The organism is Pseudomonas sp. E141 (assembly GCF_052659885.1).
The window spans coordinates 5,347,438-5,370,043 of the sequence record NZ_CP084024.1; the positions used below are offsets into that span (position 1 = coordinate 5,347,438).

20 protein-coding genes are annotated in these 22,606 nt (G+C 62.5%); 4 read left to right on the forward strand and 16 right to left on the reverse strand.

The window, feature by feature from the left end:
- Positions 1 to 107: 107 nt before the first annotated feature.
- Entirely contained in the window at positions 108 to 1,865 is a 1,758-nt protein-coding gene (locus GKKCFE_RS23940) for a flavin monoamine oxidase family protein (protein ID WP_445577179.1), read from the reverse strand.
- Positions 1,866 to 2,089: 224 nt separating this feature from the next.
- Here GKKCFE_RS23940 and GKKCFE_RS23945 point away from each other — a divergent pair, with 224 nt between their 5' ends.
- Together GKKCFE_RS23945 and GKKCFE_RS23950 are read left to right on the forward strand one after the other, a co-directional pair.
- A complete protein-coding gene (locus GKKCFE_RS23945) occupies positions 2,090 to 3,496 on the forward strand; it encodes an adenosylmethionine--8-amino-7-oxononanoate transaminase (RefSeq protein WP_445577180.1) in 1,407 nt (468 codons plus the stop codon).
- 160 nt (positions 3,497 to 3,656) lie between these two features.
- Entirely contained in the window at positions 3,657 to 4,376 is a 720-nt protein-coding gene (locus GKKCFE_RS23950; protein WP_047226954.1) for a 16S rRNA (uracil(1498)-N(3))-methyltransferase, read from the forward strand.
- 66 nt (positions 4,377 to 4,442) lie between these two features.
- Here the strand turns inward: GKKCFE_RS23950 and trhA are convergent, their stop codons facing one another.
- Positions 4,443 to 5,060: a PAQR family membrane homeostasis protein TrhA gene (trhA, locus tag GKKCFE_RS23955; RefSeq protein WP_047226953.1), complete on the reverse strand. Its 618-nt coding sequence runs from the start codon at positions 5,058 to 5,060 to the stop codon at positions 4,443 to 4,445.
- A gap of 220 nt (positions 5,061 to 5,280) precedes the next feature.
- Between trhA and GKKCFE_RS23960 the strand changes: the two genes are divergently transcribed.
- On the forward strand, positions 5,281 to 6,195 hold the full coding sequence (locus GKKCFE_RS23960; RefSeq protein ID WP_047226952.1) for a LysR family transcriptional regulator: 915 nt from the start codon (positions 5,281 to 5,283) through the stop codon (positions 6,193 to 6,195).
- Positions 6,196 to 6,313: 118 nt separating this feature from the next.
- Here the strand turns inward: GKKCFE_RS23960 and madM are convergent, their stop codons facing one another.
- The 9 genes from madM to mdcA all read right to left on the reverse strand — a co-directional run bounded on the left by madM (position 6,314) and on the right by mdcA (position 13,567).
- Positions 6,314 to 7,078 (reverse strand): malonate transporter subunit MadM, encoded by a 765-nt coding sequence (madM, locus tag GKKCFE_RS23965; protein ID WP_076386537.1) that lies wholly within the window; start codon positions 7,076 to 7,078, stop codon positions 6,314 to 6,316.
- A 5-nt stretch (positions 7,079 to 7,083) separates the two neighbouring features.
- Positions 7,084 to 7,476, reverse strand: coding sequence for a malonate transporter subunit MadL (gene madL, locus GKKCFE_RS23970; protein ID WP_047226951.1), 393 nt, complete (start codon positions 7,474 to 7,476; stop codon positions 7,084 to 7,086).
- 67 nt (positions 7,477 to 7,543) lie between these two features.
- Complete coding sequence (gene mdcH / locus GKKCFE_RS23975; RefSeq protein ID WP_445577181.1) at positions 7,544 to 8,464, reverse strand: malonate decarboxylase subunit epsilon; 921 nt, start codon at positions 8,462 to 8,464, stop codon at positions 7,544 to 7,546.
- A complete protein-coding gene (locus GKKCFE_RS23980; protein ID WP_445577182.1) occupies positions 8,461 to 9,081 on the reverse strand; it encodes a malonate decarboxylase holo-ACP synthase in 621 nt (206 codons plus the stop codon). The genes mdcH and GKKCFE_RS23980 overlap by 4 nt, the downstream gene beginning before the upstream one ends.
- Entirely contained in the window at positions 9,078 to 9,881 is an 804-nt protein-coding gene (gene mdcE, locus GKKCFE_RS23985) for a biotin-independent malonate decarboxylase subunit gamma (protein WP_445577183.1), read from the reverse strand. Before mdcE ends, GKKCFE_RS23980 begins: the two co-directional genes overlap by 4 nt.
- Positions 9,878 to 10,729, reverse strand: coding sequence for a biotin-independent malonate decarboxylase subunit beta (locus tag GKKCFE_RS23990; RefSeq protein WP_139048952.1), 852 nt, complete (start codon positions 10,727 to 10,729; stop codon positions 9,878 to 9,880). The genes mdcE and GKKCFE_RS23990 overlap by 4 nt, the downstream gene beginning before the upstream one ends.
- Positions 10,722 to 11,021: a malonate decarboxylase subunit delta gene (locus GKKCFE_RS23995; RefSeq protein WP_047226946.1), complete on the reverse strand. Its 300-nt coding sequence runs from the start codon at positions 11,019 to 11,021 to the stop codon at positions 10,722 to 10,724. Before GKKCFE_RS23995 ends, GKKCFE_RS23990 begins: the two co-directional genes overlap by 8 nt.
- On the reverse strand, positions 11,021 to 11,896 hold the full coding sequence (locus GKKCFE_RS24000; RefSeq protein ID WP_047226945.1) for a triphosphoribosyl-dephospho-CoA synthase: 876 nt from the start codon (positions 11,894 to 11,896) through the stop codon (positions 11,021 to 11,023). The genes GKKCFE_RS23995 and GKKCFE_RS24000 overlap by 1 nt, the downstream gene beginning before the upstream one ends.
- Positions 11,897 to 13,567, reverse strand: coding sequence for a malonate decarboxylase subunit alpha (mdcA, locus tag GKKCFE_RS24005; RefSeq protein WP_047226944.1), 1,671 nt, complete (start codon positions 13,565 to 13,567; stop codon positions 11,897 to 11,899).
- Between the two features lie 289 nt (positions 13,568 to 13,856).
- Between mdcA and GKKCFE_RS24010 the strand changes: the two genes are divergently transcribed.
- Positions 13,857 to 14,324 carry a hypothetical protein gene (locus GKKCFE_RS24010; protein ID WP_445577184.1) on the forward strand — a complete coding sequence of 156 codons (468 nt, stop codon included), beginning with the start codon at positions 13,857 to 13,859 and terminating at the stop codon, positions 14,322 to 14,324.
- Positions 14,325 to 14,481: 157 nt separating this feature from the next.
- On the opposite strand, the gene GKKCFE_RS24015 is transcribed toward GKKCFE_RS24010, so the two are convergent.
- The 5 genes from GKKCFE_RS24015 to GKKCFE_RS24035 form a co-directional block, all read right to left on the reverse strand.
- Positions 14,482 to 14,907, reverse strand: coding sequence for a hypothetical protein (locus GKKCFE_RS24015; RefSeq protein ID WP_445577185.1), 426 nt, complete (start codon positions 14,905 to 14,907; stop codon positions 14,482 to 14,484).
- Positions 14,870 to 15,499, reverse strand: a complete 630-nt coding sequence (locus tag GKKCFE_RS24020) for a nucleotidyltransferase domain-containing protein (RefSeq protein WP_445578065.1) — start codon at positions 15,497 to 15,499, stop codon at positions 14,870 to 14,872. Before GKKCFE_RS24020 ends, GKKCFE_RS24015 begins: the two co-directional genes overlap by 38 nt.
- Positions 15,500 to 15,837: 338 nt before the next feature.
- A complete protein-coding gene (locus tag GKKCFE_RS24025) occupies positions 15,838 to 16,026 on the reverse strand; it encodes a nucleoid-structuring protein H-NS (RefSeq protein ID WP_445578080.1) in 189 nt (62 codons plus the stop codon).
- Between the two features lie 193 nt (positions 16,027 to 16,219).
- Positions 16,220 to 16,687, reverse strand: a complete 468-nt coding sequence (locus GKKCFE_RS24030) for a chemotaxis protein CheW (RefSeq protein WP_445577186.1) — start codon at positions 16,685 to 16,687, stop codon at positions 16,220 to 16,222.
- Entirely contained in the window at positions 16,680 to 22,598 is a 5,919-nt protein-coding gene (locus GKKCFE_RS24035) for an Hpt domain-containing protein (protein ID WP_445577187.1), read from the reverse strand. The genes GKKCFE_RS24030 and GKKCFE_RS24035 overlap by 8 nt, the downstream gene beginning before the upstream one ends.
- Between the last annotated feature and the right edge of the window lie 8 nt (positions 22,599 to 22,606).

Here is a 22,606-nt window from a genome sequence, read left to right on the forward strand (position 1 = left end):
AGGACGTAGCGCTTATTAAGCGACGCCGGGCTTTGAGTGGCGCCGCCGGCACGCTTGATGCTGGATAAAAAACGCGGCCCTTGAGCCGCGTTCTTTCCACCTGATCGTTACTGAGCCTTGGTTTCAGTAGTCGTCGTCGGTTTGACTGCCGGCTTCTTCGCCGGCGGGGCCTTTTTCACCGGAGCCTTGGCCGGGGCTTTTTTGGCCGGGGTCTTGGCGGCTGGTTTTTTCACCGCTGGTTTGGTCGTTGCTTTCTTGGCGGGCTCAACTTTCGCCGGGGCTGGCGCGGATGGTGCCACCGGTGCGGGCGCTGGGGCGGGTGCCGGCACTGGAGCAGGCGCTACCGGCTCCGGAGCCTTGACCGGCTCCGGCTTCTTGTCGTCATCCGAGCCACCAAACAGGTTGCTGAAGAAGTTACCCTTCTTCGCCGCCACCGCACCGGCAGCTGCTGCCGCCGCCACCGGCACGACCTTGGCCGGTTCAAACGATTTGCCCGCCGCCAGGTCTTCAACCTGGCTGGCCGCCCGCTGACCGCTGCGCAACGCGCCCTCCAGGGTGCCCGGGTACAAGGTGTCGGTGTGTTCGCCGGCAAAGGCTACGCGCTGCAACGGCATTTCCCAAAGGCGCCAGTACTTGCTGATCTGGCCCGGTCCGAAGGCCAGGTACGCGCCGCCCATGGACGGGTCGGTGCTGTAGCGGCGAATTTCATAACCGGTGAAAGCACCCCGGGCCTGCGGGTAAAACGCGTGCAAGCGAATCAGCACCTGATCGGCCATCTGCTTGTCACCAAAGGCCTGCATCACCCGGGCGTTGTCGCCGGACAGATTGATGACCACATTGGCGCCGCCCTTCATGGCCGGCTCGATCCACATCATGCCCAGACCGGTGTTGCTGTAGATCTCACCCGACATGCGCGCCTTGCTGTCCCAGACCGGGGTCTTGAACTTGAGCATGATCTGGTCGCGCCAGCCGTAGTTGGTGCCCTTGATCGCGCCCTGATGCCGGGCGTCCAGGGCCGGGGTCAGCTGGATTTTGTTCAGGGCTCGCAACGGCACCGCCAGCACTACGTAGTCAGCTTGATAGCCGACGCTGCCAACCTTGACGGTAACGCCGTCCTTGTCCTGGGAGATGGCCGAGACGGGCGAGCTGGTCTTGATGGTTTTCAGTTGCTTGACGAAAGCCTGGGCCAACACAGGGCTGCCACCCAGCAGGCGCGCGGCGCGCAGGTCACGGTCGGACACACCACGGTAGACCCGGGTTTGCTGGGCAAAATACAGCAACGACAGCCGCGACGGCTCGTCATAGCGGGTGCGGATCTGCTGGTTCACCAACTGCCGCGCGGTGGTCGGCAATTGCAGACGGTCGAGCCAGTTGGAGACACTGATCTGGTCCAGGGCGTGCAACGTGTTGTTGGCCGACGGGTTCTGTGGGTCTTCAATGGAACGGGCCAGGTCGTCCAGGGTGGTTTCGTAACGTTTGAGGGCCTCAGCCGTGGCCGGTTGCTTGGTCGCCAGGTCAGTGGCGGTGAGGTAGGTGCCGTCGATCAAATAGCTGGGGGTGCGCACGAATTCCGGGGCCGGTGTGGTGCTCAGCTTGAAGGTCGAGATGTACTTGTTCAGTACCGGCTGAGTTTTTTCGTTGCCGATCCATTCACTGGTGGCCATGCCCGAACGACCGCCCAGGCTTGGCTTGGCTTCCAGCAGGGTTACCTGCCAGCCTTTGTTCTGCAGCTCGTAGGCCGCCGTGAGCCCCGCCAGGCCGCCGCCGATGACGATCACCGTCGGTTGCTTGTCCTTGGCCAGCGCACACACGCTGAACAGCCCTATCACCACCAGCGCACAGGCGCGCAGCCAACCAGCAGACATTCAGCGAACTCCGGAATAAAACGCAGGAACGATCAGTTTTTCGAGCCAGACGGCTCAGAGAACGGCGAAGAATACGTCAGCCACCCCAGCGCCGCCAGCGGCGTCTATCGCCTTACTCAAGGTAGCAGGAATGACACAATGGGTTGTCCCCGGGGCTGCCATTGCATAGGCTTGCCCGATTGTTTTGCCCGCGCCCGCCGCGAGCCGCCTCGAGGAGACTGTATATGGGCCTGAATAACCAGTGGATGCAACGCGACCTCGCGGTGCTATGGCATCCCTGCACCCAGATGAAAGACCACGAAAAGCTGCCGCTGATCCCGATCAAGCGCGGTGAAGGCGTGTGGCTGGAAGACTTCGAAGGCAAGCGCTACCTCGATGCCGTCAGTTCCTGGTGGGTCAACGTGTTCGGCCATGCCAACCCGCGGATCAACCAGCGCATCAAGGACCAGGTCGATCAACTGGAGCATGTGATCCTCGCCGGCTTCAGTCACCAGCCGGTGATCGAACTGTCCGAGCGCCTGGTGAAGATGACACCTGAAGGCCTGACCCGGTGTTTCTACGCCGATAACGGCTCGTCCTGCATCGAAGTGGCGATGAAGATGAGCTTTCACTACTGGATTAATCGTGGCCAGCCGGCCAAGAAGCGCTTCGTCACCCTGAGCAACAGCTACCACGGCGAAACCATCGCAGCGATGTCGGTGGGCGACGTGCCGCTGTTCACCGAAACCTACAAGGCATTGCTGCTGGACACGATCAAAGTGCCGAGCCCCGATTGCTACCTCCGCCCTGAAGGCATGAGCTGGGAAGAGCATTCGCGCAATCTGTTCGCGGCCATGGAACAGACCTTGGCCGAACACCACGACACCGTGGCCGCCGTAATCGTCGAGCCGCTGATCCAGGGCGCCGGTGGCATGCGCATGTATCACCCGGTGTACCTGAAACTGCTGCGCGAGGCTTGCGACCGCTATGGCGTGCACCTGATCCACGACGAAATCGCCGTCGGCTTCGGCCGCACCGGCACGATGTTCGCCTGTGAACAGGCCGGTATCACCCCGGACTTCCTCTGCCTATCCAAGGCCCTGACCGGCGGCTACCTGCCGCTGGCGGCGTGCGTGACGACCGATGAGGTCTACAGCGCGTTCTACGACGACTACCCGACCCTGCGCGCCTTCCTGCATTCGCACAGCTACACGGGCAACCCGTTGGCCTGCGCGGCGGCCCTGGCGACGCTGGATATCTTCGAAGAAGACAACGTCATCGAAAACAACAAGGCCCTCGCCCAACACATGGCAAGCGCCACCGCGCACCTGGCCGATCACCCGAACGTGGCCGAAGTGCGCCAGACCGGCATGGTCCTGGCCATCGAGATGGTCAAGGACAAGGCGAGCAAGACCGCTTACCCATGGCAGGAACGTCGCGGCCTGACGGTGTTCCAGCATGCTCTGGAGCGCGGCGCATTGCTGCGGCCGCTGGGCAGCGTGGTGTATTTCCTGCCGCCGTATGTCATCACCCCCGAGCAAATCGACTTCCTGGCTGAAGTGGCCAGCGAGGGCATCGACATCGCCACCCGGGACAAGGTCAGCGTGGCGGTGCCGAAGGATTTTCATCCGGGCTATCGCGATCCGGGCTGACGTTCCGTTTCTCTGTGGCGAGGGAGCTTGCTCCCGCTCGATTGCGCAGCAATCGCAAAAAAAAAGGGGCCGCTTCGCAGCCCAGCGGGAGCAAGCTCCCTCGCCACAAAAGCGCTCGCTCAACCAGCAATGCCGAATTCAGATTCAGTAGAGAAAAAACATGAGACTGTCCCGCTTCTTCATCGACGCCCCCCTCAGCCTCGGCGCTCACGAACTGCCCGAAGCCCAGGCCCACTACATCGGTCGGGTGCTGCGCATGGCCGAGGGCGATGCGGTGCAGGTGTTCGACGGCTCTGGCCAGGAGTTTCGCGGCACCCTGGCCGAAGTCGGCAAAAAACGCGTGCTTGTGCAGTTGAACGAACAATTCGCCGGGCAGGTTGAATCGCCCTTGCGCATCCACCTCGGTCAGGGCCTGTCCCGGGGCGAGCGCATGGACTGGGCGATCCAGAAAGCTACCGAACTGGGCGTCAACGAGATCACGCCGATTTTCAGCGAGCGCTGCGAAGTGCGCCTCAAGGACGAACGCGCCGACAAACGCCTGTTGCACTGGCGCCAGGTGGCGATCAGCGCTTGCGAGCAGTGCGGGCGCTCCACCGTGCCGGTGATCCACCCGCCGCTGCTACTGGCCGACTGGCTGAAGCAAACCGACGCCGAACTGAAACTGGTGCTGCACCCGGTGGCCGAGCCGCTGGTCAGCCATGCCAGACCGTCGAGCCTGGCCTTCCTGATCGGCCCCGAAGGCGGTTTGTCGGATGCCGAAGTGGCACAAGCCGGGACCGCCGGCTACCACGCCGCCCGCCTCGGCCCGCGCGTGCTGCGCACTGAAACCGCACCGGTGGTGGCACTGGCCGTGGCACAGCAGCTGTGGGGGGATTTCTAAAGTCGAATGAAGAAGCCGTGTGGGAGCGAGCCTGCTCCCTCCCACAGGACCAGCGGTGGTTATGAGCTAGAGCACATAGAACAAGATCGCCACAAAATGCAGCAAACTGCCGGCGATCACGAACAGATGCCAGATGCCATGGGCGTGCCGCAACCGATGGTCCAGCGCGAAAAAGACAATGCCGACGGTGTACAACACACCACCCGAAGCCAGCCAGGCAAAGCCGGCGCTGCCCAAGGCGGCCAATAACGGTTTGACCGCCACCAGCACGATCCAGCCCATCACCGCGTAGATCACGATCGACAGGATTCGTGCTTCAGAGCGCGGCTTGATCTCCTGCAAGATCCCGATCAGCGCCAGCCCCCAGACAATCCCGAACAAGGTCCAGCCCCACGGCCCGCGCAGGGTGACCAGGCAGAACGGCGTATAGCTGCCGGCGATCAGCAGATAGATCGAAAAGTGATCGACCTTCTGCATGATTGCTTTCTTGCGCCCGCGCACACTGTGGTAAACCGTCGAAGCGCTGTACAGCACCAGCAAGGTGAAACCGTAGATCGCCACGCTGACGATTTTCCACGCATCGCCCGTCATCCCGGCAATTACCAGCAACCACACCGCCCCGATAAAAGCCGCCACCGCCCCGACCAGGTGGGTCCAGGCGTTGAGTCGCTCTCCGTGATACATCCAGTCCCACCTCACATTCCAAAACAGACGCCAAGGCTCAGGCTTGGCGCTACAAAGTGCAATGTTTAGCTCTCTGTGGGAGCAAGGCTTGCCCGCGATGAAGATAACGCGGTGCCTCAGGAGCCTAGTCGCCTGCATCGCGAGCAAGCTTTGCTCCCACAGATCAACATCCTCCTACCGATTGGGGCACAATCGGGCGATACGAATAAGAGTCCACCCCATGCTGATCGACGAAGAATTGACCCTGAAAAAACTCGAGGTGTTCCTGGCGTTCATGCGCACCGGCAATCTTGCGCGGGCGGCGGCCGAGTTGCAGACCAGCAACGTCAGCGTACACCGGGCCATTCACTCGTTGGAAAGCGCCTTGCGTTGCCCGTTGTTCAAGCACGAGGGCCGCAACCTCACCCCCCTGGAAAGCGCTTACGTGCTGGAAGAACGCACACAGAAGCTGATTCAGGACGTGATCGAAAGCGTGCGCCTGACCCGTGAAGCCGCCGGGTTTTCCGCGGAGCGGTTCAAGCTCGGCTCGCTGTATTCACTGACGGTCAAGACCGTGCCGCAGTTGATCATGGGCCTGAAAATCCGCCGCAGCGAACTGAACATCGACCTGATCCTGGGCTCGAACATCGACCTGCTGTACAAGCTCAAGAACATGGAGGTGGACGCCATCCTGATCTCCCTGGACGACAGCGTGAACGACCCTGACTGCGAGCATATCGAGCTGTTTTCAGACGACATTTTTCTCGCCACGCCAGCCGATTCCGCCTTCGCCCAACGCAGTGAAGTGGACTTGGCCGAAGTGTGCAACGAAACCTTCATCACCCTCACCCAGGGCTTCGCCACCCATCAGGATGGTAATCGAGTGTTCAAGCAGGCGGGGTTCGAGCCGAAGGTGGCGATGCAGGTCAACGACATCTTCACCCTGCTGAGCATGGTCAGCTCCGGGGTCGGTTATGCCTTGCTGCCGGGACGGATTGCGGCGGTGTATGAAAACCGGGTGAAACTGATCCCGTTGCAGGAAAAGTATCGGCTGCAGCAGCACATCGGCGTGGTATTCCTGAAGGCCAAGGAGCGCGATCCGAATTTGCTGGCGTTGCTGGCGGAGTGCCGGATGTATGCCAATCGCCAGGCTTGAGACCCAGTCGCCTTCATCGCGAGCAGGCTCGCTCCCACACGGGATGGTGAACACCGATCCAATGTGGGAGCGAGCCTGCTCGCGATGAGGACAGCCCGCTCAGCGAAAATTCAAAGCCTTAGCCCAACAACCCCCGCATGATCAGATACAACAGCGAAGGCCCGAGCAAGCACCCGAGCGCCGTGTAGAACGCCGCCGTCAGGCAACCATACGGCACCAGTTTCGGATCGGTGGCCGCCAGGCCGCCGGCCACGCCGCTGGAAGTGCCCATCAACCCGCCAAAGATCACCGCACTGCGCGGATTGTTAAGGCCAATAAAAGGTGCCACGAACGGCGTCGCCACCATCACCAGGATCGCCTTGATCAAACCGGCGGCGATGGACAGCGCCATTACCTCGGAACTGGCACCGATCGCCGCGCCAGTGACCGGCCCGACGATGTAGGTCACCGCTCCGGCGCCGATGGTGGTCAGGCTCACCGCGTCGGTGTAACCGAAGGCCATCGCCACTCCGACACCGGCGATGAACGAGGTGGCCACCCCGACGAACAACGCCAGCACCCCGACGAACCCGGCGCGCTTGAGTTCCTCGACACTCACCCCAAACGCCGTGGCGACAATGGCGAAGTCACGCAGCATGGCGCCGCCCAGCAAGCCGATGCCCGAGAGCAGCGGAATGTCTACTACACCCTTCTGCCCGCCGGTCATCGCACCGCCGATGTACGACAGCACCAACCCCAGGAGAATCGCGATGGCCGAACCGTGCAGGCGGCCCTTGGTGAACGTGTCGCTGATCCAATACGACACCCACATGGTGATGCCGACAATCGCAAAGCCACTGAGCAGACCGTAGCCGGTGATCACTTTCATCATTGATTCGTACATGGCAATCACCCGACTGTCTTGGCGGAAACATCGGTTTCAGGCCCTTTGTTGCCGATGCGCACCAGCACCGGCACCATCGCAAAGGCAATCACCACCGCCAGGGTCCCAGCCAGAATCGCCATTGGCCCGCCCTTGAGCGCGCCATAGACGTTTTGCTGGGCCGCCATCGCGACCACGATAGGAATGTAGATCGCACTCCAGAATTCCACGCCGGCTTCGGACTTGCCCTTGAACAGGCCGCGTTTGCTCAGGTAACTGCCCAGGCCGATCAACAGCAGCATCGCAATGCCGACACCGCCGACGTTGGCCGGCACGCCGATCAGTTTGCCCAGCAGCTCACCGATGAAAATACCCGCCAGGGTACAAAAGGCCAAAAACGCCACACCGTAAATAATCATTGTTGTAGTCCTCAAAGTGCATCGTCGAAGTTGTTGTTTTTGTGCTTCGCCAGCTTGAGTCGGTGGTTTAGGGTCGGCGGCGTCCCTCCTCTCTGAGCAGCGTCTGCAAGGTGTCCAGGCGCGCACCGTCGAAGGCAATGACGGTGCCCTGCTCGAACACCCGACGCGCCAGTCCCGTCAAAACCGCACCGGGTGGCAGTTCGATCTGTAACCGCACGCCTCGCTCGTAGGCGCTTTGCACGGTGCCGCGCCAATCCACCACGCGGCACATGTTGAAGGCCAGGTCCTCACGCAAGGCGTCGGTGTTCACCACGGGCCGGGCACGACTGCCGCTCAGATAACCCAAAACGGGCGCTTTCAACGACACGTCGGCAAACACCTGGGCCAACGCCCGGGCCGGGACCTCCAGCAACGGGCAGTGGGACGGTACGCTCACCGCCAGCCGACACGCTTTCGCGGCGCCCTGGCGGCGTGCTCTCTCGGCAACGCTGGCCATGGCCTCGTCACTGCCAGCGATGACCACCTGGTTATCGGCATTGATGTTGGCCAGGTAAACCGGCGTCATGGCGCTGTGTACCTGCGCGAGCAACGCCTCCACTGTCGCCAGATCAAGGCCGATGATCGCCGTCATGCCGTAGCCTCGCGGATACGCCTGCTGCATCAGTTCGCCACGCAGGCTGACCAGGCGCAATGCATCATCGAACCCCAGCGCACCAGCCACCACCGCCGCCGGGTACGCGCCGATGGACAGGCCCGCGACGTAATCCGGCACAGGTGCCTGTTCCAACAATTGCCGGGCCGCCGCGACACCCGCGATCAACAGACACAGTTGTACGGCTCGGGTCGATTGCAACGCCTCGGTGCTGTCCAGCTGTCGTACGTTTTCGCCGAGCACTTCACAGGCCAGTTCCAGCAGTTGCGGCGACACGCCCTGGAGCATGCCCGCTCGCTGCGCACCCTGGCCGGGGAATACCAAAAGGCTGCTCACGCCACTTGCTCCAGCGCCGGTTGCCATGGATCGGTCACCAGACGCGCCTGAAGATTATCCTTGAGCAATACCCGCCGCGCCGAGCCGGCCCACTCGCGCAGGGCGACGGCGCCGAAGGGGGTTTGCAGTTGCATGTCCACGGCGCACGTCGAACCGTCCAGTTGCGCCAACAAATCCCTGGCCTGGATACGATCCAGCGGATCCGGTGTGCGCAGGATCAAGTCCAGATCGCTGCGTGCATGCAGCGCCTCGATGCCACTGGCCAGTTCAAATCCGGCGCTGCCGCTGACGCCCCAGATCCAGCCGCTGGCATCCAGCATTGGCCGCACTTGAGCGAGCGCCTGCAACGCCGGCAAGTCACGCCGCAATGCGACATGGCAAAGGTCCTCCGGGCGCACCCGGCGCTGGATCGCCGCCACCGGCATCGACGTGGCGTAACGCTGTTCCCGCGAGACGCCTCGCACGCCCACGGCAATGTGTCCCGGCGCGGTGATCGCTCGCCGCACCACCACCGGCTGCTCAAGGCTCAAGGACTCAATGACCCACGCCGGCGCATCCGCAGGCAACGCCTGTGGAGTCATTCCCCATAGCAGGTCGTGGGCCAGGAAGGTGCTCACCACTGCGCTCTCAACAATTGGCGAACGGTGCTGGAAGCCGCACGATGCGTCGCCCCGAGACGGCTGCTCAGGTCCCGAGGCGCACCTGCCACTTCGTTGATCGCCTGTTGCAGACAATCCCTGACCCGTGCCAGATCCGCCGCGTTTGGCTGTTCGATCTGCTCCACCGACAGGGTTTCCCAGAGCAAACCGAGGCTGGCGAAACTGTCGATGTCGTAGGCCATCGGCGGCACGCTGGCGGCCAGGGCCTCAAGCTCTTCGACACTGCGCAGGGTCACCCGCGCCGCCGAGGCCTTGCCCATGGCGTGGACCATCACGCCCGGATCACGCAAGGCGATCAACCGGTTGGCCTGATAACCGTGGGCCAGGAACGCCCCGGACATCGCCTTGCCCACCAGCAAACCAATCACCGGATGCCCCGCCAGCCGCGCTCGCGCATAGCTGTCTGCGGCACCGGCCAGGGCCTGATGAATGCCCAGGGCTTCTTCGCGACGACCGTAGGCCTGGCTCGGCACATCGACGATGGCAATCAGCGCGCGCTTGCTGGACGCATCACGGTCGGCGTCAATAGCCTCATCCACGGCCTTGGCCAAGCCCCAGCCTTCCAGCAAACCGACTTCGCCGTTGCGGGCACGAGGGAAACGGCTATCGGGATCGGCCACGACGGCCAACAGCCGCACGTTTTGCTGGCCCAGTGTGACGTCGGCCACTTTCAGCGAAGCGGGCAGTCCTGCCAACGGCGTGGCGCCGTCGCTCAGAGCCGCGAACCAGCGCAAGCCTCTCAACGAATACGAATTCATGGGCGTTCTCCCTGATACAGCTGGCGAACCGCGGCCGGTTCGATTTGCACTTCAGTGTCCAGTCGGGCCAAACGTTGCAGGAATACCTCGGCCTGACCGCTGCGGTGCTCGGCGGGTACACCCAACTGCAACAACTGGCTGACTTGCTCGCGGATCTGCGCCACGTCATCAGCCACATAGCGGTCCACCAACCCGGTGGCGAAGCGTTGCTCACCGCCGGTCAGGCTCCAGATGAACGGCCGATCACGGGAATCGTATTCGTCGATCCCGGCTTCCTGCTCGATCACTTGCGGCCCGTTCAGGCCCAGTCGCGCTTCCTGGGTCACCAGCAGATAGCTGCACAGCCCAGCGGCGATGGACATGCCGCCAAAACAACCGACGCTGCCGGCCACCACGCCGATGACGGGCTGGTACTGGCGCAAGTCGACAATCGCCGAATGAATCTCGGCAATCGCCGCCAGCCCCAGATTGGCCTCTTGCAGACGCACGCCGCCGGTTTCCAGCAGCAACACGGCGCGGGTCGGGATGCCCTTGCGGTTGTCTTCAGCGGCCAGCTCCAGCGCGCCGGCGATCTTCGCCCCCCCGACTTCGCCAAGGCTGCCGCCCTGGAACGCACCTTCGATGGCCGCGATCACCACCGGCAGGCCAGCAAGCAAACCCTTGGCGATCACCACACCGTCGTCGCTTTGCGGCACCACGCCCTGGCGCAGCAGCCACGGCGACATGACTCGCTGAAAGGGGTCGAGCAGTTCACGGAACGAACCGTTATCCAGCAGGGCCTTGGCCCGTTGCCGGGCACCCAGCTCGACGAAGCTGTGTTTGTTGAGCAACGCGGCGCTGTCAGTCATGGCCGATCTCCTCGAAGCCCTGTTCCAGGCGCAAACGCACCACCCCGGGGGTGGCGCCGAAATCGTGGATGTCGATCGCCAGGGCCGGCGGCATCTGGCCGTCGAACATGCGGGCGAACAGGTGTTGCCAGCGTTGTTCACTGCCGTTGACCGAGGTCTGCACCTGAATGGTCAACTTGCCCGCCAGGCCCGGCTCGATCAGCACTTCCAGGTCGCCCGAGCCGACACAGCCCACCAGCGCCCGGCCCCGTGGCGGCTGCCCGGCGGGAAATTCAAAGGATAAGGTTTGCATCAGCACACTCCTGGGAAGAGGCCATCGCCGCGCTCGATACGGTCGAGGAACAGGCAGGCGGCGAGCAAGTCAGCAGCGCCGCCGGGCGAGGCGTTCATGGCAATCAGTTGTTGGTCCAGCGCATGCAACTGGCGACGACCGCCCAGGCTGGCACTGCCACCAGCGTCGAGCACCGCTCTGGCACCGTGCTGCATGGCCTGCAAACCCGGCTCACCGGCGCGGTAGAGCACGCAGGTGTCGGCCAACGTCGTCATGATCGCCAACAAGGCATCGAGCCGCGCGTTCTGTTCTCCCGCCCCCGCCGCGCGACTGCGCTTGAGTTGTGGCAGGCCCAGGCCGGTGACGGCCGGGAATGCCAGTTGCGCTTCTTCCCGGGCACCGCGCACGCCGTAGCGTTGGGCCACTTGAGCGCCATGGCTGAAAGGTTTGGGGGCGTAGCGATCGTTGAGCAAGGCCAGGCGGGCGGCACGTAAAGTGACGGCGCTGGCGACGCTGGATTCAGGTTCCAGCGCGGCCGCAGCCACCAACAACCCCAACGCCCAGATCGCGCCACGGTGGGTGTTCACACCATCGGTGGTAGCGAGCATCGCCGCTTCCCCCTCACGGCCGATCCGCCCAAGGGCTTCGCGCAACGGCAGGCCGATCTCGCCGCATTCAAGGGCGGCGTCGGCCATTTCCTTGAATGCCGGCCACAGCGACAGCGCCGAAGCGTGCATCAGCCCCAAGTGCAGATCAGTGTGGGCGCCATTGCCGCGCCGATCCACCAGGGCCGGCTTGGGTGACAGGTCGGCTTCGTCGATCAGCGCGTCCACGGCCATGTCCGCCAAGCGCTCGGCCAAGGACAATTTTTTCGGTTGCAGGTTGAAGGCGTGCATTTACCAACTCCTGAACTTGGCGGGCGGGTTGTAGAGACCACCGGACCACTCCACCAGATCGGCCACGCTCTTGGCGGCGAGCAACTCGCGGGTGGCATCGGTGCGACGAATGCCGAGGTCTTCAGGCAGGGCAATCAAGCCTTCGCGGCGCATACGGGCAGTGTCTTTCGGGTTATGGCGCAAACCGATGGCAGTGACCCCGGCCACGGCCGCGATCATTGCCTGACGCTCTTCCAGCGAGCGGGCCTTGTACAGGTAGGCGATGCCTTCTTCGGTGAGCAAATGGGTGACGTCGTCGCCGTAGATCATGATCGGTGCCAGGGGCATGCCGGCTTTTTTCGCCACCTCCACCGCGTCGAGGGTTTCGACGAAGGTGGGTTTGCCGCCCTCCTGGAAGGTCTCGACCATCTGCACCACCAGTTTCTTGCCGCGCTCAAGCAGCGGCGCCTCACCATCGCCGTGGCGCATGTCGAGCCAGGCCGGCGTGCCGTGACGGCGCCCCCGCGGGTCGTGGCCCATGTTCGGCGCACCGCCGAAACCGGCCAGTCGGCCACGGGTCACCGTCGAGGAATGTCCGTCACCGTCCACCTGCAAAGTGGCGCCGATGAACAGGTCCACCGCGTATTGCCCGGCCAGTTGGCAGACCATGCGGTTGGAGCGCAGCGAGCCGTCATGACCGGTGAAGAACACGTCCGGCCGCGCGGCGATGTAGTTTTCCATGCCCAGTTCGGTGCCAAAGCAATGCACGCTTTCGACCCAGCCGCTTTCGATGGCCGGAATCAGGGTCGGATGGGGATTGAGGGTCCAGTTACGGCAGATCTTGCCCTTCAGGCCGAGGGACTCGCCGTAGGTCGGCAGGATCAGCTCGATGGCGGCGGTGTTGAACCCGATGCCGTGATTGAGGGACTGGACATTGTGTTTTTCGTAGATCCCGCGGATGGCCATCATCGCCATCAATACATGCACCGGCTTGATGTGGCGCGGGTCGCGAGTGAACAACGGTTCGATGTAGAAGGGCTTGTCGGCCACCACCACGAAATCGACCCAGGACGCCGGGATATCAACCCGTGGCAGGTCGCTGACATCGTCCACCAATTGGTTGACCTGGACGATGACGATGCCATCGCTGAAGGCCGCCGGCTCGATCAGCGCGGGGGTATCTTCGGTGCTGGGGCCGGTGTAGATATTGCCGGCACGGTCGGCCATGAACCCGGCCGAGAGCACCACGTTGGGAATCAGGTCCACCACCAACCGGGCATAGAGCTCGATGTAGGTGTGGATCGCGCCGACTTCCAGCAGACCGTCTTCGAGCAACTGGCTGATGCGCAGGCTCTGGGTGCCGGCGAAGGAAAAATCCAGCTTGCGGGCAATGCCGCGTTCGAACAGGTCCAGATGTTCGGAGCGGCCGACGCTGGGCATGATCATGTGCAGGTCGTGCAGCTTCGCCGGGTCGACTTTGGCCAGAGAGCGTGACAGGAAATCCGCCTGCTTCTGGTTATTGCCTTCCAGCACCACGCGATCGCCCGGCAGGATCAACGCCTCCAGCGCCGCAACGATCTTGTCGGTGGGCAACACCACACCGTCGGCAAGCCCCTTCACCAGCTCGAGACGCCGCTGCTTTTCGCAACGCCGCCGCGTCCAGCGCGAGTCGGGGGATATTGTTGTTGTCATGACCACTCCACGGGTTCGCTGTCGTGGAGGCCACATTAGGAGTGTTGTGGCGAGGGCATCAATCAAGCTCGGTGGTGGATCGTTACGGTTGGCGTAATGGTTGTCCGGGTTGGAATCAGCCCATCCAATGCAAAACCATCCGTCGCATAACCGATCGGACCTGTCAGCCCTGACAGTATCTGATTTGCCGTTTGCAGGGCTGAATAAGCTGTGCAGCGATCCTCAATGCTCGCTTTCCAGGAACAAGGTCGATGCGCCTGTAACCTCACACAATATTTTGGAGGCGTTTATGGAATACGAAGATCTCACCACATTCGATAGGGAAGACAGGAACAAGTGGGTTGATGGCGATGGGGCAGTCGACGCAAGAGTTGTGACTGAAGGCGAGAACAGTTTCTGGTCTGGAAAAATCGAGGGGCGTGAAATTTCTATGTTCAAACCAAGTCTGCGCAAGATCTTTAATATCGATCCCAGGTTGATGGGGAACATGTTTCTAGTAACTTACCGTTACCGCTTCAAACAGGAAGTGCTTCACTATATTCAGATTGCGATGACCAACGATAAGCATCAGATTTGGGCCGGCACATTGGTACATCCTGGCACACCTGGCGAAGAGTGGCAGGATTCAGAAACGTTTGCTTTTCCCTTCACCCCTAACAATCGAGAGATGCTGCTAGGCCTGCGTGTCGGTAAGGACCATGCCGGAACGCTCTACGAATTTGAAATCGATAACATCAGGGTCAAGATGGTGTCCTAATCTGCGGAAAGCTGTAACACCCCCTGTGGGAGCGAGCTTGCTCGCGATGGCGGAGTGTCAGGCAACGTCAATGCTGACCTGTTCTGCCGCTATCGCGAGCAAGCTCGCTCCCACAGGGGAACGGGTTGGATTGGAAGTTTGCGGCGACCGCAACGGGTCAACTCATACTCATCAATTGCCGGACCCGTTCGAGCAGTTCTACCGCACTCTCAATCAGCTGGGTAAGCAGTGCATCATCTTCATTCATATACCCCTCGTACTCGGCAAGGTTGCGCCGCTCATGGCACAGCGCGAATAACCGGACCTGCACTTTACTAGCGTCTGCGGTGTGGACCAGACATTGAAAGACCAGATAACGCTTGTCCGAACGATAGCCGCTCAAGCGTAGCGCCGTGAGCGCTGCGGCATGGGCGGCGTTGTAGGCCAGGTCGAACCGGCTGGCAAATGAGAGGGAAGTTGTTTGTGCGTCCTTCAGGCGATCCACTGCAGAACGCATCAAGCCTTCACATTCCTGACGATCAGGCGGTTCGGCTTTCAGGCCGCCGCTATTTAACAGATTCTTCAGGTTTTCGTGCTTGCCCATCCTTGGACTCCAAAGGGTCTTCACCCAGCAAATTGATCTTGTCCTGTTGCGCTACCCGCACCACGAAACTGTTGCCAGCCGCAAATTTCGCAGCCCAGTCCTGGGGCGTGTAGAGCGTAGGGTTGAGGGGGCGACCCAGCTGCTCTTCCAAGGGCATGAGCCGCTCCATCACTTCACTGTAGTGCAGGCCTTCGCCGATCAGCATGAGATCTATGTCACTGGATGCGTTTGCCTGGCCCTTGGCAATGGAGCCATAGACGAACGCCCAGCTCAGTTGTTCTGAAAAGGGTTCCAGCGCCTGGCGCAACGGTTCGGCGATGCCGATAGTTTTCTGCACGATGCCCAACAGTTCGCTGTAAATCGGGCAATGTGGATTGGCTTGATAATGGGTTTGATTGCCCAGACGCGTCATGGTGAGCACACCAGAGCGTTGCAGGCGCTCCAACTCCCGCACGAGGCTGCCCTTACCGACTTGAGCCCAGCGGGCGATTTCGTTGGTGTAGAAGCTTTGATCCGGCTTACCGAACAACAAGCCCAAGACTCGCTGCTGGGTGGCAGTGAATAGAGCATCACTGAGAGAGAGCTGATTCATGGAGGCCACCGCGAGTCCCAAAAAGGGAACGATAGATCCCTTTTTGGGACCTATCAAGCTCTGAGCCTTGAATAAGTCCCAAGAAGGGACTGATCAGACCCTTTATGGGAACGATCCGTTGATATGACGCTGAATCAGCGGCATGCCTGAATCCAGTAATCGACACGTAAATCATTGTGGGAGCGAGCTGGGTCTCGATAGCGGTGGGTCTACTTGCATCAATGCCGAATGTGCCGCCGCCTTCGCGAGCAAGCTTTGCTCCCACAGGTCCTACTCAAACAGGTCCAGTCCAAACAGGTCTGATGGGTGTACACCGCCCGCAAGAGCCAGGCCGGCTATCAGGCCGCCTCGCGCTGGACGTTGATCTCGGGCGCCCCGTTAACCACGCTGGCCGAACGCAGGTATTGTGGAGTGGGCATCCCGGCATGGATGCCGGGATAGCCGCGCTGGGCCATGAATGGCCCTTCGCGGCGGGCCCACGGAGCAATGTCTTCGTTCGGGCACACCGAGCCTAGGCGAGGTGCCAAGTGGTGGGGCAAAAGCGTTTTGCTTACTTTTGCCTGGGCCGGCATTCCGGCTTCTCAAAAGTGAGCCGCTGTAAGAGCGGAACCGCCAGCGGCCGTTACCGCATCAATGGATATGTACCCGGTCAACAAAACCCTGGTCGGCTGTCAGGCCGCCATCGCGAGCAAGCCCGCTCCCACAGGTACTGTGTCTGACCTAGCTTTTTGCCAACCCCGAGGCAACGACCAACTCTTCCAGGGCCAACAAATCCGGCACCTTCGCCACATGCTCGCCCACTTGTACCGCCGCCTGTTCCAGCCCACACAGCGGTACATCGACGTAGCTCAACTGGGTGTCGAGTTTGTAGGAACGCGGGATACCCTGGACCAGCAGCGCAATGAACCGCAACTCCGGGTGCCCGCCCAGGGCATTGAGCACGACGATGCGCGCACGCTCGCCGATCACGGTTTTCTGGCCGCAGGCCGACTCGAAACTCAGCAACGGGATTTGCCGTTCGCGCCAGCTCACCCAACCCAGGAACCACGGCGGAGTGTCCATATCGAACGCGCTGCTCTGGTAGTCGATCAGCTCGGCCACGGCCACGTTGGGTAAAATCAGGTGCCGGTCGGCCAGGGGTAGCAGCAGCCCAGTGATGTGCCCGGTGCGCGGGTGAAGGTCATGCATGGGTTTTGCTCCAGCGGGCGATGCTGTCGAGCAGCACCGATTCCTGGTACGGCTTGCCAAGGTAGTCGTTGACGCCGATGGCCATGGCGCGGTCGCGGTGTTTCTGGCCGGTGCGGGAGGTGATCATGATGATCGGCAGGTGGGCCAGGCGCGGGTCATTGCGTACTTGCGTGGCCACTTCGAAGCCGTCCATGCGCGGCATTTCGATGTCCAGCAACATCAGGTCGGGGGAGTGTTCGGCCAGCAGCGCCATGGCATCCACGCCGTCCTTGGCGGTGAGCACGTGCATGCCGTGGCGCTCCAGCAGGCGGCTGGTGACCTTGCGGACCGTCACCGAGTCGTCCACCACCAGCACCAGCAATGCTCGCGGGTGTTCGCCCTCGCCTTGCGCCGCTGCCGGGCGGCGTGGGACCTGATGAGGCAAGGCGCGGATCGGCGCCAACAGGTCGAGAATCAACACCACCCGGCCATCGCCCAGGATCGTCGCCCCCGACAAGCCCTGCACCGCCGAAAATTGCGGGCCGAGGCTCTTGACCACGATCTCCCGGGTCCCGGCGGTAGCGTCCACTTGCACCGCGATATGCCGCTCGCTGCATTGCATCAGCAGCACCGGCAACGGTTGGCTCTGGCCCAACAGTTTCGGGCGAGCGCCGGTTTTCAATAGCTCACCCAGGTAGCACAGCTCATAGCGTTGCCCGGCGTAGGTGTAGGTCGGCGGGTCGAGCTGGTAATAGCCATCCAGTTCAGCGGGCAACACCCGGACGATACTTTCGATGGTGTTCAGTGGGATCGCGTACTGGTCTTCGTGACATTGCACCATCAACGCCCGGTTGACCGCCACGGTAAACGGCAGGCGAATGCGGAAATGCACGCCCTGCCCCGGCGTAGAGTCGATGACCATACTGCCACCCAGTTGCCGCACCTCTTCATGGACCACGTCCATGCCGACGCCGCGCCCGGAAATCTGGGTGATTTTTTCGGCGGTGGAAAAGCCCGGCTGCAAGATGAATTGCAGCACGTCGCGGTCGCTGATGTCGCTGTCCGGTGCCAGCAGACCACGCTTGATCGCCTTGCTGCGCACCGCCTCCAGCGGCACGCCGGCGCCGTCGTCGCGAATGTCGAAAATGATGTCGCCACCTTCCCGGGACAGGTCGAGGCTGATGCGCCCCCGGGCCGGTTTCCCGGCAGCGATGCGCACGTCGGCTGGCTCCAGGCCGTGGTCGACGGCGTTGCGCAGCATATGCTCCAAGGGCGCGGCCATGCGCTCCAGCACGCTACGGTCCATTTCGCCTTCAGCATTGCCAACCACGAACTCCACGTCCTTGCCCAACTCCTGCGCCACTTGCCGCACGATGCGTTTGAGGCGCGGCAACATGCGCTCGAACGGCACCATGCGCGTGCGCATCAACCCTTCCTGAAGTTCGGTATTGACCCGCCCCTGCTGTTGCAGCAGGTTCTCAGCGTCGTGATTGCTGCGTTCGAGGGTTTCCTTGAGATCGAGCAAGTCCGAGGCCGATTCGAACAGCGCCCGGGACAATTGCTGCAACTGGGAATGCCGGTCCATCTCCAGCGGGTCGAATTCTTCGTAGCCCAGGCGCTCGGCCTCGACCTGCTGGCGACTGAGGATCCGGCCCTGGGTTTCGGTATCAAGACGGCGCAACTGGTCGCGCATGCGCTCGATGGTGGTTTCCATCTCGCCCAGGGCCACGCGCGCGTCGTTGACCTGCTGTTCGATACGCCCACGGAAAATCGAGGTTTCCCCAGCCAGGTTCACCAGGTCGTCAAGCAGTTCGGCGGAGACCTTGACCATGTCCGCGCCGTCGCTCGGGGTGCCGGTCTCAGGCCTTGTGGGCGCAGGCGGCGGGGTCGGGGCCGGTTCCGGCGCGGGGACGACTTTGGGCGTCTCGCTGTCCTGCGGATGATTCACCGCCTGGATCTGCGCGATCAGCCGGTCGGCAACAGGGCACGGGTGGCCGGCGCGTACCGCATCGAGCATCTGCGCCAGCCGGTCATGGCTGCTTTGCAGCAAGGCGAACAGCGCTGGAGTCGGTTGGAGCAGCCCCGCCGACAAGCCTTCATAGAGATTTTCCAGCTCATGGGCCAGGTCGCCGATGGGGACGATTTCCACCATCCGCGCACCACCCTTGAGGGTGTGCAAATCCCGCAACAGCGTTTCCAGGGCCTGACGGTTCGATGGTTCGTCCTGCCAGCGCAGCAGCGCTGAGCCTGCGCTGTCGAGAATGTCGAAACCTTCTTCGAGGAAGATTTCCAGCAGCTCCGGGTCATGTCCGGCCCCCTCGCCCTGGATCGCCCCTGCCGAATCGATTGGGTTCGGCTTGTCCTGACGGAACCGGCGAATGGCGTCGATCAGCGCAACGGGATCGCCCAACGGCTGGCCCTGCTGCAACTGCCCGAGCAGCAGATCGAGGCGTTCGTGACTGCTGCTGAGCAGTTGCTCGAGTTCCTCGCTGTGGCTGTAACGGCGGTCCACCAGCCCTTCGTAGAGATTTTCCAGCTCCTGGGCCAGGTCGCTCACCGGCCGGATATCGGCCATTCGTGCGCCGCCCTTGAGGGTGTGCAAGTCGCGTTGCAACGAGGACAGCGGCGCTGCGTTGTCCGGGTCGGCCAGCCAACGTTGCAGGGCCTGGGCGGCGCTTTCGAGGATGTCCTGCGCTTCTTCGAGGAAGATCGAGGCAATGTCGTCGTCCACTGAGGTCTCAGCAGGGGCGCTGCGCTGCAGTTCCGCTGTCGCGTTACCCAGTTCGCGGATGCTCAGGGTGCGGCTGCCATCGCTGCGGATCAGGCCGGTGGCGGATGGGTCCAGGCTCTCTTGGAGCAAGCCGCGCAGGGCCTGCACCCGCTCGGGCTGCGAGTGCACGTGTTGCCCGGCGGCCAGTTCATCGAGCATGTCGATCAAGGCTTCATGGGCGCGCTGCGCTTCCTGGAAAAACACGTCGCTGACTGCCAGGCTGCTTTCCTCCACTGCGCCATAGAGATCGAGCAAGGCTTCACAGAGCTCGTCCACCGGGTGCAAGTCGGCCAAGTGCGCGCCTTCGCCGAGAGTGGTCAGCTCGTCCAGCAGTGCACTGAGTTCCTGACCTTCGCCGGGGTGCTGCTGCCAACGGCGCAACAGGTTTTCGGCATCGAGCAGGATGTCCATGCCCTGGGCGAGGAAGTTGTTGATCAGTTGGGGATCGCGCTTGGTCCGCAAGCCTTTGTCCGGTGCACTGAGGGCCGTTTGCAGGCGCTCGGCCAGCAGCGTTTGGGTTCGCTGGATCAGCTCTTCGGCGCCGGGGATCGGCGCCAGGGGGTCACCGTGCAACTGACGCAAGCCCAGGCGCAACAGGCCCTCGGCCTCCAGCAGCAATTCAGTTTCATCAAGGTCGAGGGCGATCAGGTGCGCCTTGTATTCCCGGGCCAACTGGTCCATCGCGCCGGCCAGCTCGGCAATCGGCAACACGCCGGCCATTGATGCGCTGCCCTTGAGGGTATGCAAGGCTCGCTGCAATTCGTCGTTGGCCTGCAGCGGCAAGTGTTCGGCGGCCTGGTCGAGAAAGCGATTGAGGCTGGCAAGGTGACCCTGGGCTTCGTTGTCGAATATCTTCAGCAACAACGGGTCGAGGGCGGCGACATCCTGGGCGTCTTCATCGTCATCGACGCCCTTTGCCAGCGCATGGGCACGGGCCGCCAGACGGTCGACATCGTCGCGCTGACGCTGGCGGTTGTCTGCAAACTCGCTCACCAGGGCCGGTAGCAACTGCACCGTGTCATCGAGCAACTGCCGGACCGCAGCACCCGGCTCAACACTGCGCTCCAGCACCCGGTTGAGCAGGTTTTCCACGGCCCAGGCCAGCTCACCCAAGACCAGCGCCCGCACCATCCGACCGCTGCCCTTGAGGGTATGGAAGGCCCTGCGCAATTCGGCCAGGGCGCCATGGTCGTCAGGGTGAGCGGCCCAGCGCGGCAGGTATTCGCGCAAAACGTCGAGCACCTCGTCGGCTTCTTCAAGGAAGACCTCGCGCAGCTCGTCGTCCACCGGATGCTCGTCCAACGGCGGCGGCAACAGGCTACCCGGCGTGCTCCGGGCCGGCGGGTTGACCGCCGAGACCGGGCTGGCCAGCATTTGGGCCAAGGACTGCACGGTCTGCGGGTCATCCAGCTCCTGCAAGTCCTGCATGACCTGGGCCTCGTTCGGGCTCAGCACATCGTCAAGCAACGGCACCCGGGCTTCGTCGGGGAAATAACCGAGGGCACCCAGACTGCGCTCGACCACGTCCAACAAAGGTTCGCCGGGCGTTTCCGGGTCTTCGCTCAAACGCTCCAGGTAATATTCGAGGCCGGTGATTACGTCGGCCAGGTGATCGAGTTCTTCCCAGCCCGGCTGGGCGTGATCCAACAGCAGATGCTCGCGAATGAAACCATTGCACGCCTCCACAAGGCTGGCGGCGCGGCTCAAGGGGATCATCGCCAGCGCGCCGCGCACCTGGGTCAGCAACGCCGGTAGCGCTTGCAGTTGCTCGCTGTTCCAGTCGGCGTCGATGTAGTCGACGATCATGTCCTTGGCCTGTTGCAGGCAGGTGTGGGCTTCCTTGATAACGATCTGGTGGATCTGGGTCAGGTCTGTGGTGGGCAGGTGGCTGTCTTCAGGGCTCTCGGGCTCGACGGTGCCGACCATGCCGGCCAGAGTGGCCTCGACGTAGAGCAAGGCCCCGGCGACATCCATGAGCGTCGCGTCATCCGGCTCGCGATGACCTTGGGCGAGGCTCAGGACCACCGCCAATTGATCGATGATCACTTTTCGCGGCTGACCGAAGCCGAGCACCGCCAGGGTGTCGGCGATCTGTCGCAGGGGCGCCAGCAGGCTGTCCAGCTCCGAGGCGTGCTGGCGGTCACTGCGCACGAACAGGTCGAGCCGCTCCTTGACCCGCACCAGCTCTTCGCAGAGTGCGGCGAGCACCGAGCGCATGGCATCGCGGTCCGGTCCGGCCAGGCGTGCGCGTTCTTCGTCGACCATGGCGCTGTCGGGCAGCGCGTCGTCCAGTGAGTAGCGTTCTTTCATGATCTGCATCTGCCCGCTGGGATGTTCGGCCTTGGCAATATAGAACAACAAACTCGTCAGCAACTGTGGCGGCGCCGGTTGATTGATGCCTTGCAGGCCCTGGTCCAACAGGCGCTTGAGTTCCTTGTCCGCTTCCTTGAATAAGCTGCGCAGGGCCGGGCTATTGGCGATACGCCCCTCGCGCATGCCTTCGACCAGGGCCGACGCCACCTGCCACAGCGCATTGAGCGGTGCGCCGGCGCACAGCCCTTCCAGGCGGTGGAAGACCTTGGCCAGATAGCCGAGATGGGTGGCGTCGTCCTGTTCGCGCAACAGCCCCACCAGGGCCACTTGCAGGGTCTGGCGCAGTTTGCGCAAGGTGTTGGGCAGGTCAGCCGGTTCGAGTCGCTTCAAGGCCTCGTCACTGAGCGGCGCGATCAGCGGTAACTCTGGACTGAACAGGCTGGTCTCCGACAACAGGCTCTCGCCCCGGGCGCTGCGCAAATCATTGATCAATGGCAGCACCACCAACGGCAGATCGCGGCGGGCACCTTGGATGCGGTCCAGATAGATCGGCAACTGCCCAAGGGCCTGGCTCAACAGACTGATGGCTTCGTCGCGATGGGCGATGCGGTTGTCCTGCAGGGCGACGCACAGCTGCTCCATCTCCTCGGCCAGCAGCGCGGCACCATAGAACTCGACCATCTGCAGGCCGCCGTGCACCTGATGAATGCACGCCAGGCAATGCGCGAGGGCATCCGCCGCCTGCGGGTCGTCCACCAGGCGATTGAGCGCCAGATGGGCCTGCTTCAGCGTTTCGGCAATCTCGCCCTTGACCCACTCCAGGGCCACATAGTCGTGCCGATCACCCATAACCACTC

What these genes read in the sequence shown, in the direction of transcription:
- GKKCFE_RS23945 (WP_445577180.1), top strand. Translation starts at nt 2,090, where the DNA reads ATGGGCCTGAATAACCAGTGGATGCAACGCGACCTCGCGGTGCTATGG.
- GKKCFE_RS24030 (WP_445577186.1), bottom strand. Translation starts at nt 16,687, where the DNA reads ATGCATGACCTTCACCCGCGCACCGGGCACATCACTGGGCTGCTGCTA.
- madM (WP_076386537.1), bottom strand. Translation starts at nt 7,078, where the DNA reads ATGTACGAATCAATGATGAAAGTGATCACCGGCTACGGTCTGCTCAGT.
- GKKCFE_RS24015 (WP_445577185.1), bottom strand. Translation starts at nt 14,907, where the DNA reads ATGGGCAAGCACGAAAACCTGAAGAATCTGTTAAATAGCGGCGGCCTG.
- GKKCFE_RS23990 (WP_139048952.1), bottom strand. Translation starts at nt 10,729, where the DNA reads ATGACTGACAGCGCCGCGTTGCTCAACAAACACAGCTTCGTCGAGCTG.
- madL (WP_047226951.1), bottom strand. Translation starts at nt 7,476, where the DNA reads ATGATTATTTACGGTGTGGCGTTTTTGGCCTTTTGTACCCTGGCGGGT.
- mdcE (WP_445577183.1), bottom strand. Translation starts at nt 9,881, where the DNA reads ATGAATTCGTATTCGTTGAGAGGCTTGCGCTGGTTCGCGGCTCTGAGC.
- GKKCFE_RS23940 (WP_445577179.1), bottom strand. Translation starts at nt 1,865, where the DNA reads ATGTCTGCTGGTTGGCTGCGCGCCTGTGCGCTGGTGGTGATAGGGCTG.
- GKKCFE_RS23995 (WP_047226946.1), bottom strand. Translation starts at nt 11,021, where the DNA reads ATGCAAACCTTATCCTTTGAATTTCCCGCCGGGCAGCCGCCACGGGGC.
- GKKCFE_RS24035 (WP_445577187.1), bottom strand. Translation starts at nt 22,598, where the DNA reads ATGGGTGATCGGCACGACTATGTGGCCCTGGAGTGGGTCAAGGGCGAG.
- trhA (WP_047226953.1), bottom strand. Translation starts at nt 5,060, where the DNA reads ATGTATCACGGAGAGCGACTCAACGCCTGGACCCACCTGGTCGGGGCG.
- GKKCFE_RS24000 (WP_047226945.1), bottom strand. Translation starts at nt 11,896, where the DNA reads ATGCACGCCTTCAACCTGCAACCGAAAAAATTGTCCTTGGCCGAGCGC.
- GKKCFE_RS24020 (WP_445578065.1), bottom strand. Translation starts at nt 15,499, where the DNA reads ATGAATCAGCTCTCTCTCAGTGATGCTCTATTCACTGCCACCCAGCAG.
- GKKCFE_RS24010 (WP_445577184.1), top strand. Translation starts at nt 13,857, where the DNA reads ATGGAATACGAAGATCTCACCACATTCGATAGGGAAGACAGGAACAAG.
- GKKCFE_RS23950 (WP_047226954.1), top strand. Translation starts at nt 3,657, where the DNA reads ATGAGACTGTCCCGCTTCTTCATCGACGCCCCCCTCAGCCTCGGCGCT.
- mdcA (WP_047226944.1), bottom strand. Translation starts at nt 13,567, where the DNA reads ATGACAACAACAATATCCCCCGACTCGCGCTGGACGCGGCGGCGTTGC.
- GKKCFE_RS23960 (WP_047226952.1), top strand. Translation starts at nt 5,281, where the DNA reads ATGCTGATCGACGAAGAATTGACCCTGAAAAAACTCGAGGTGTTCCTG.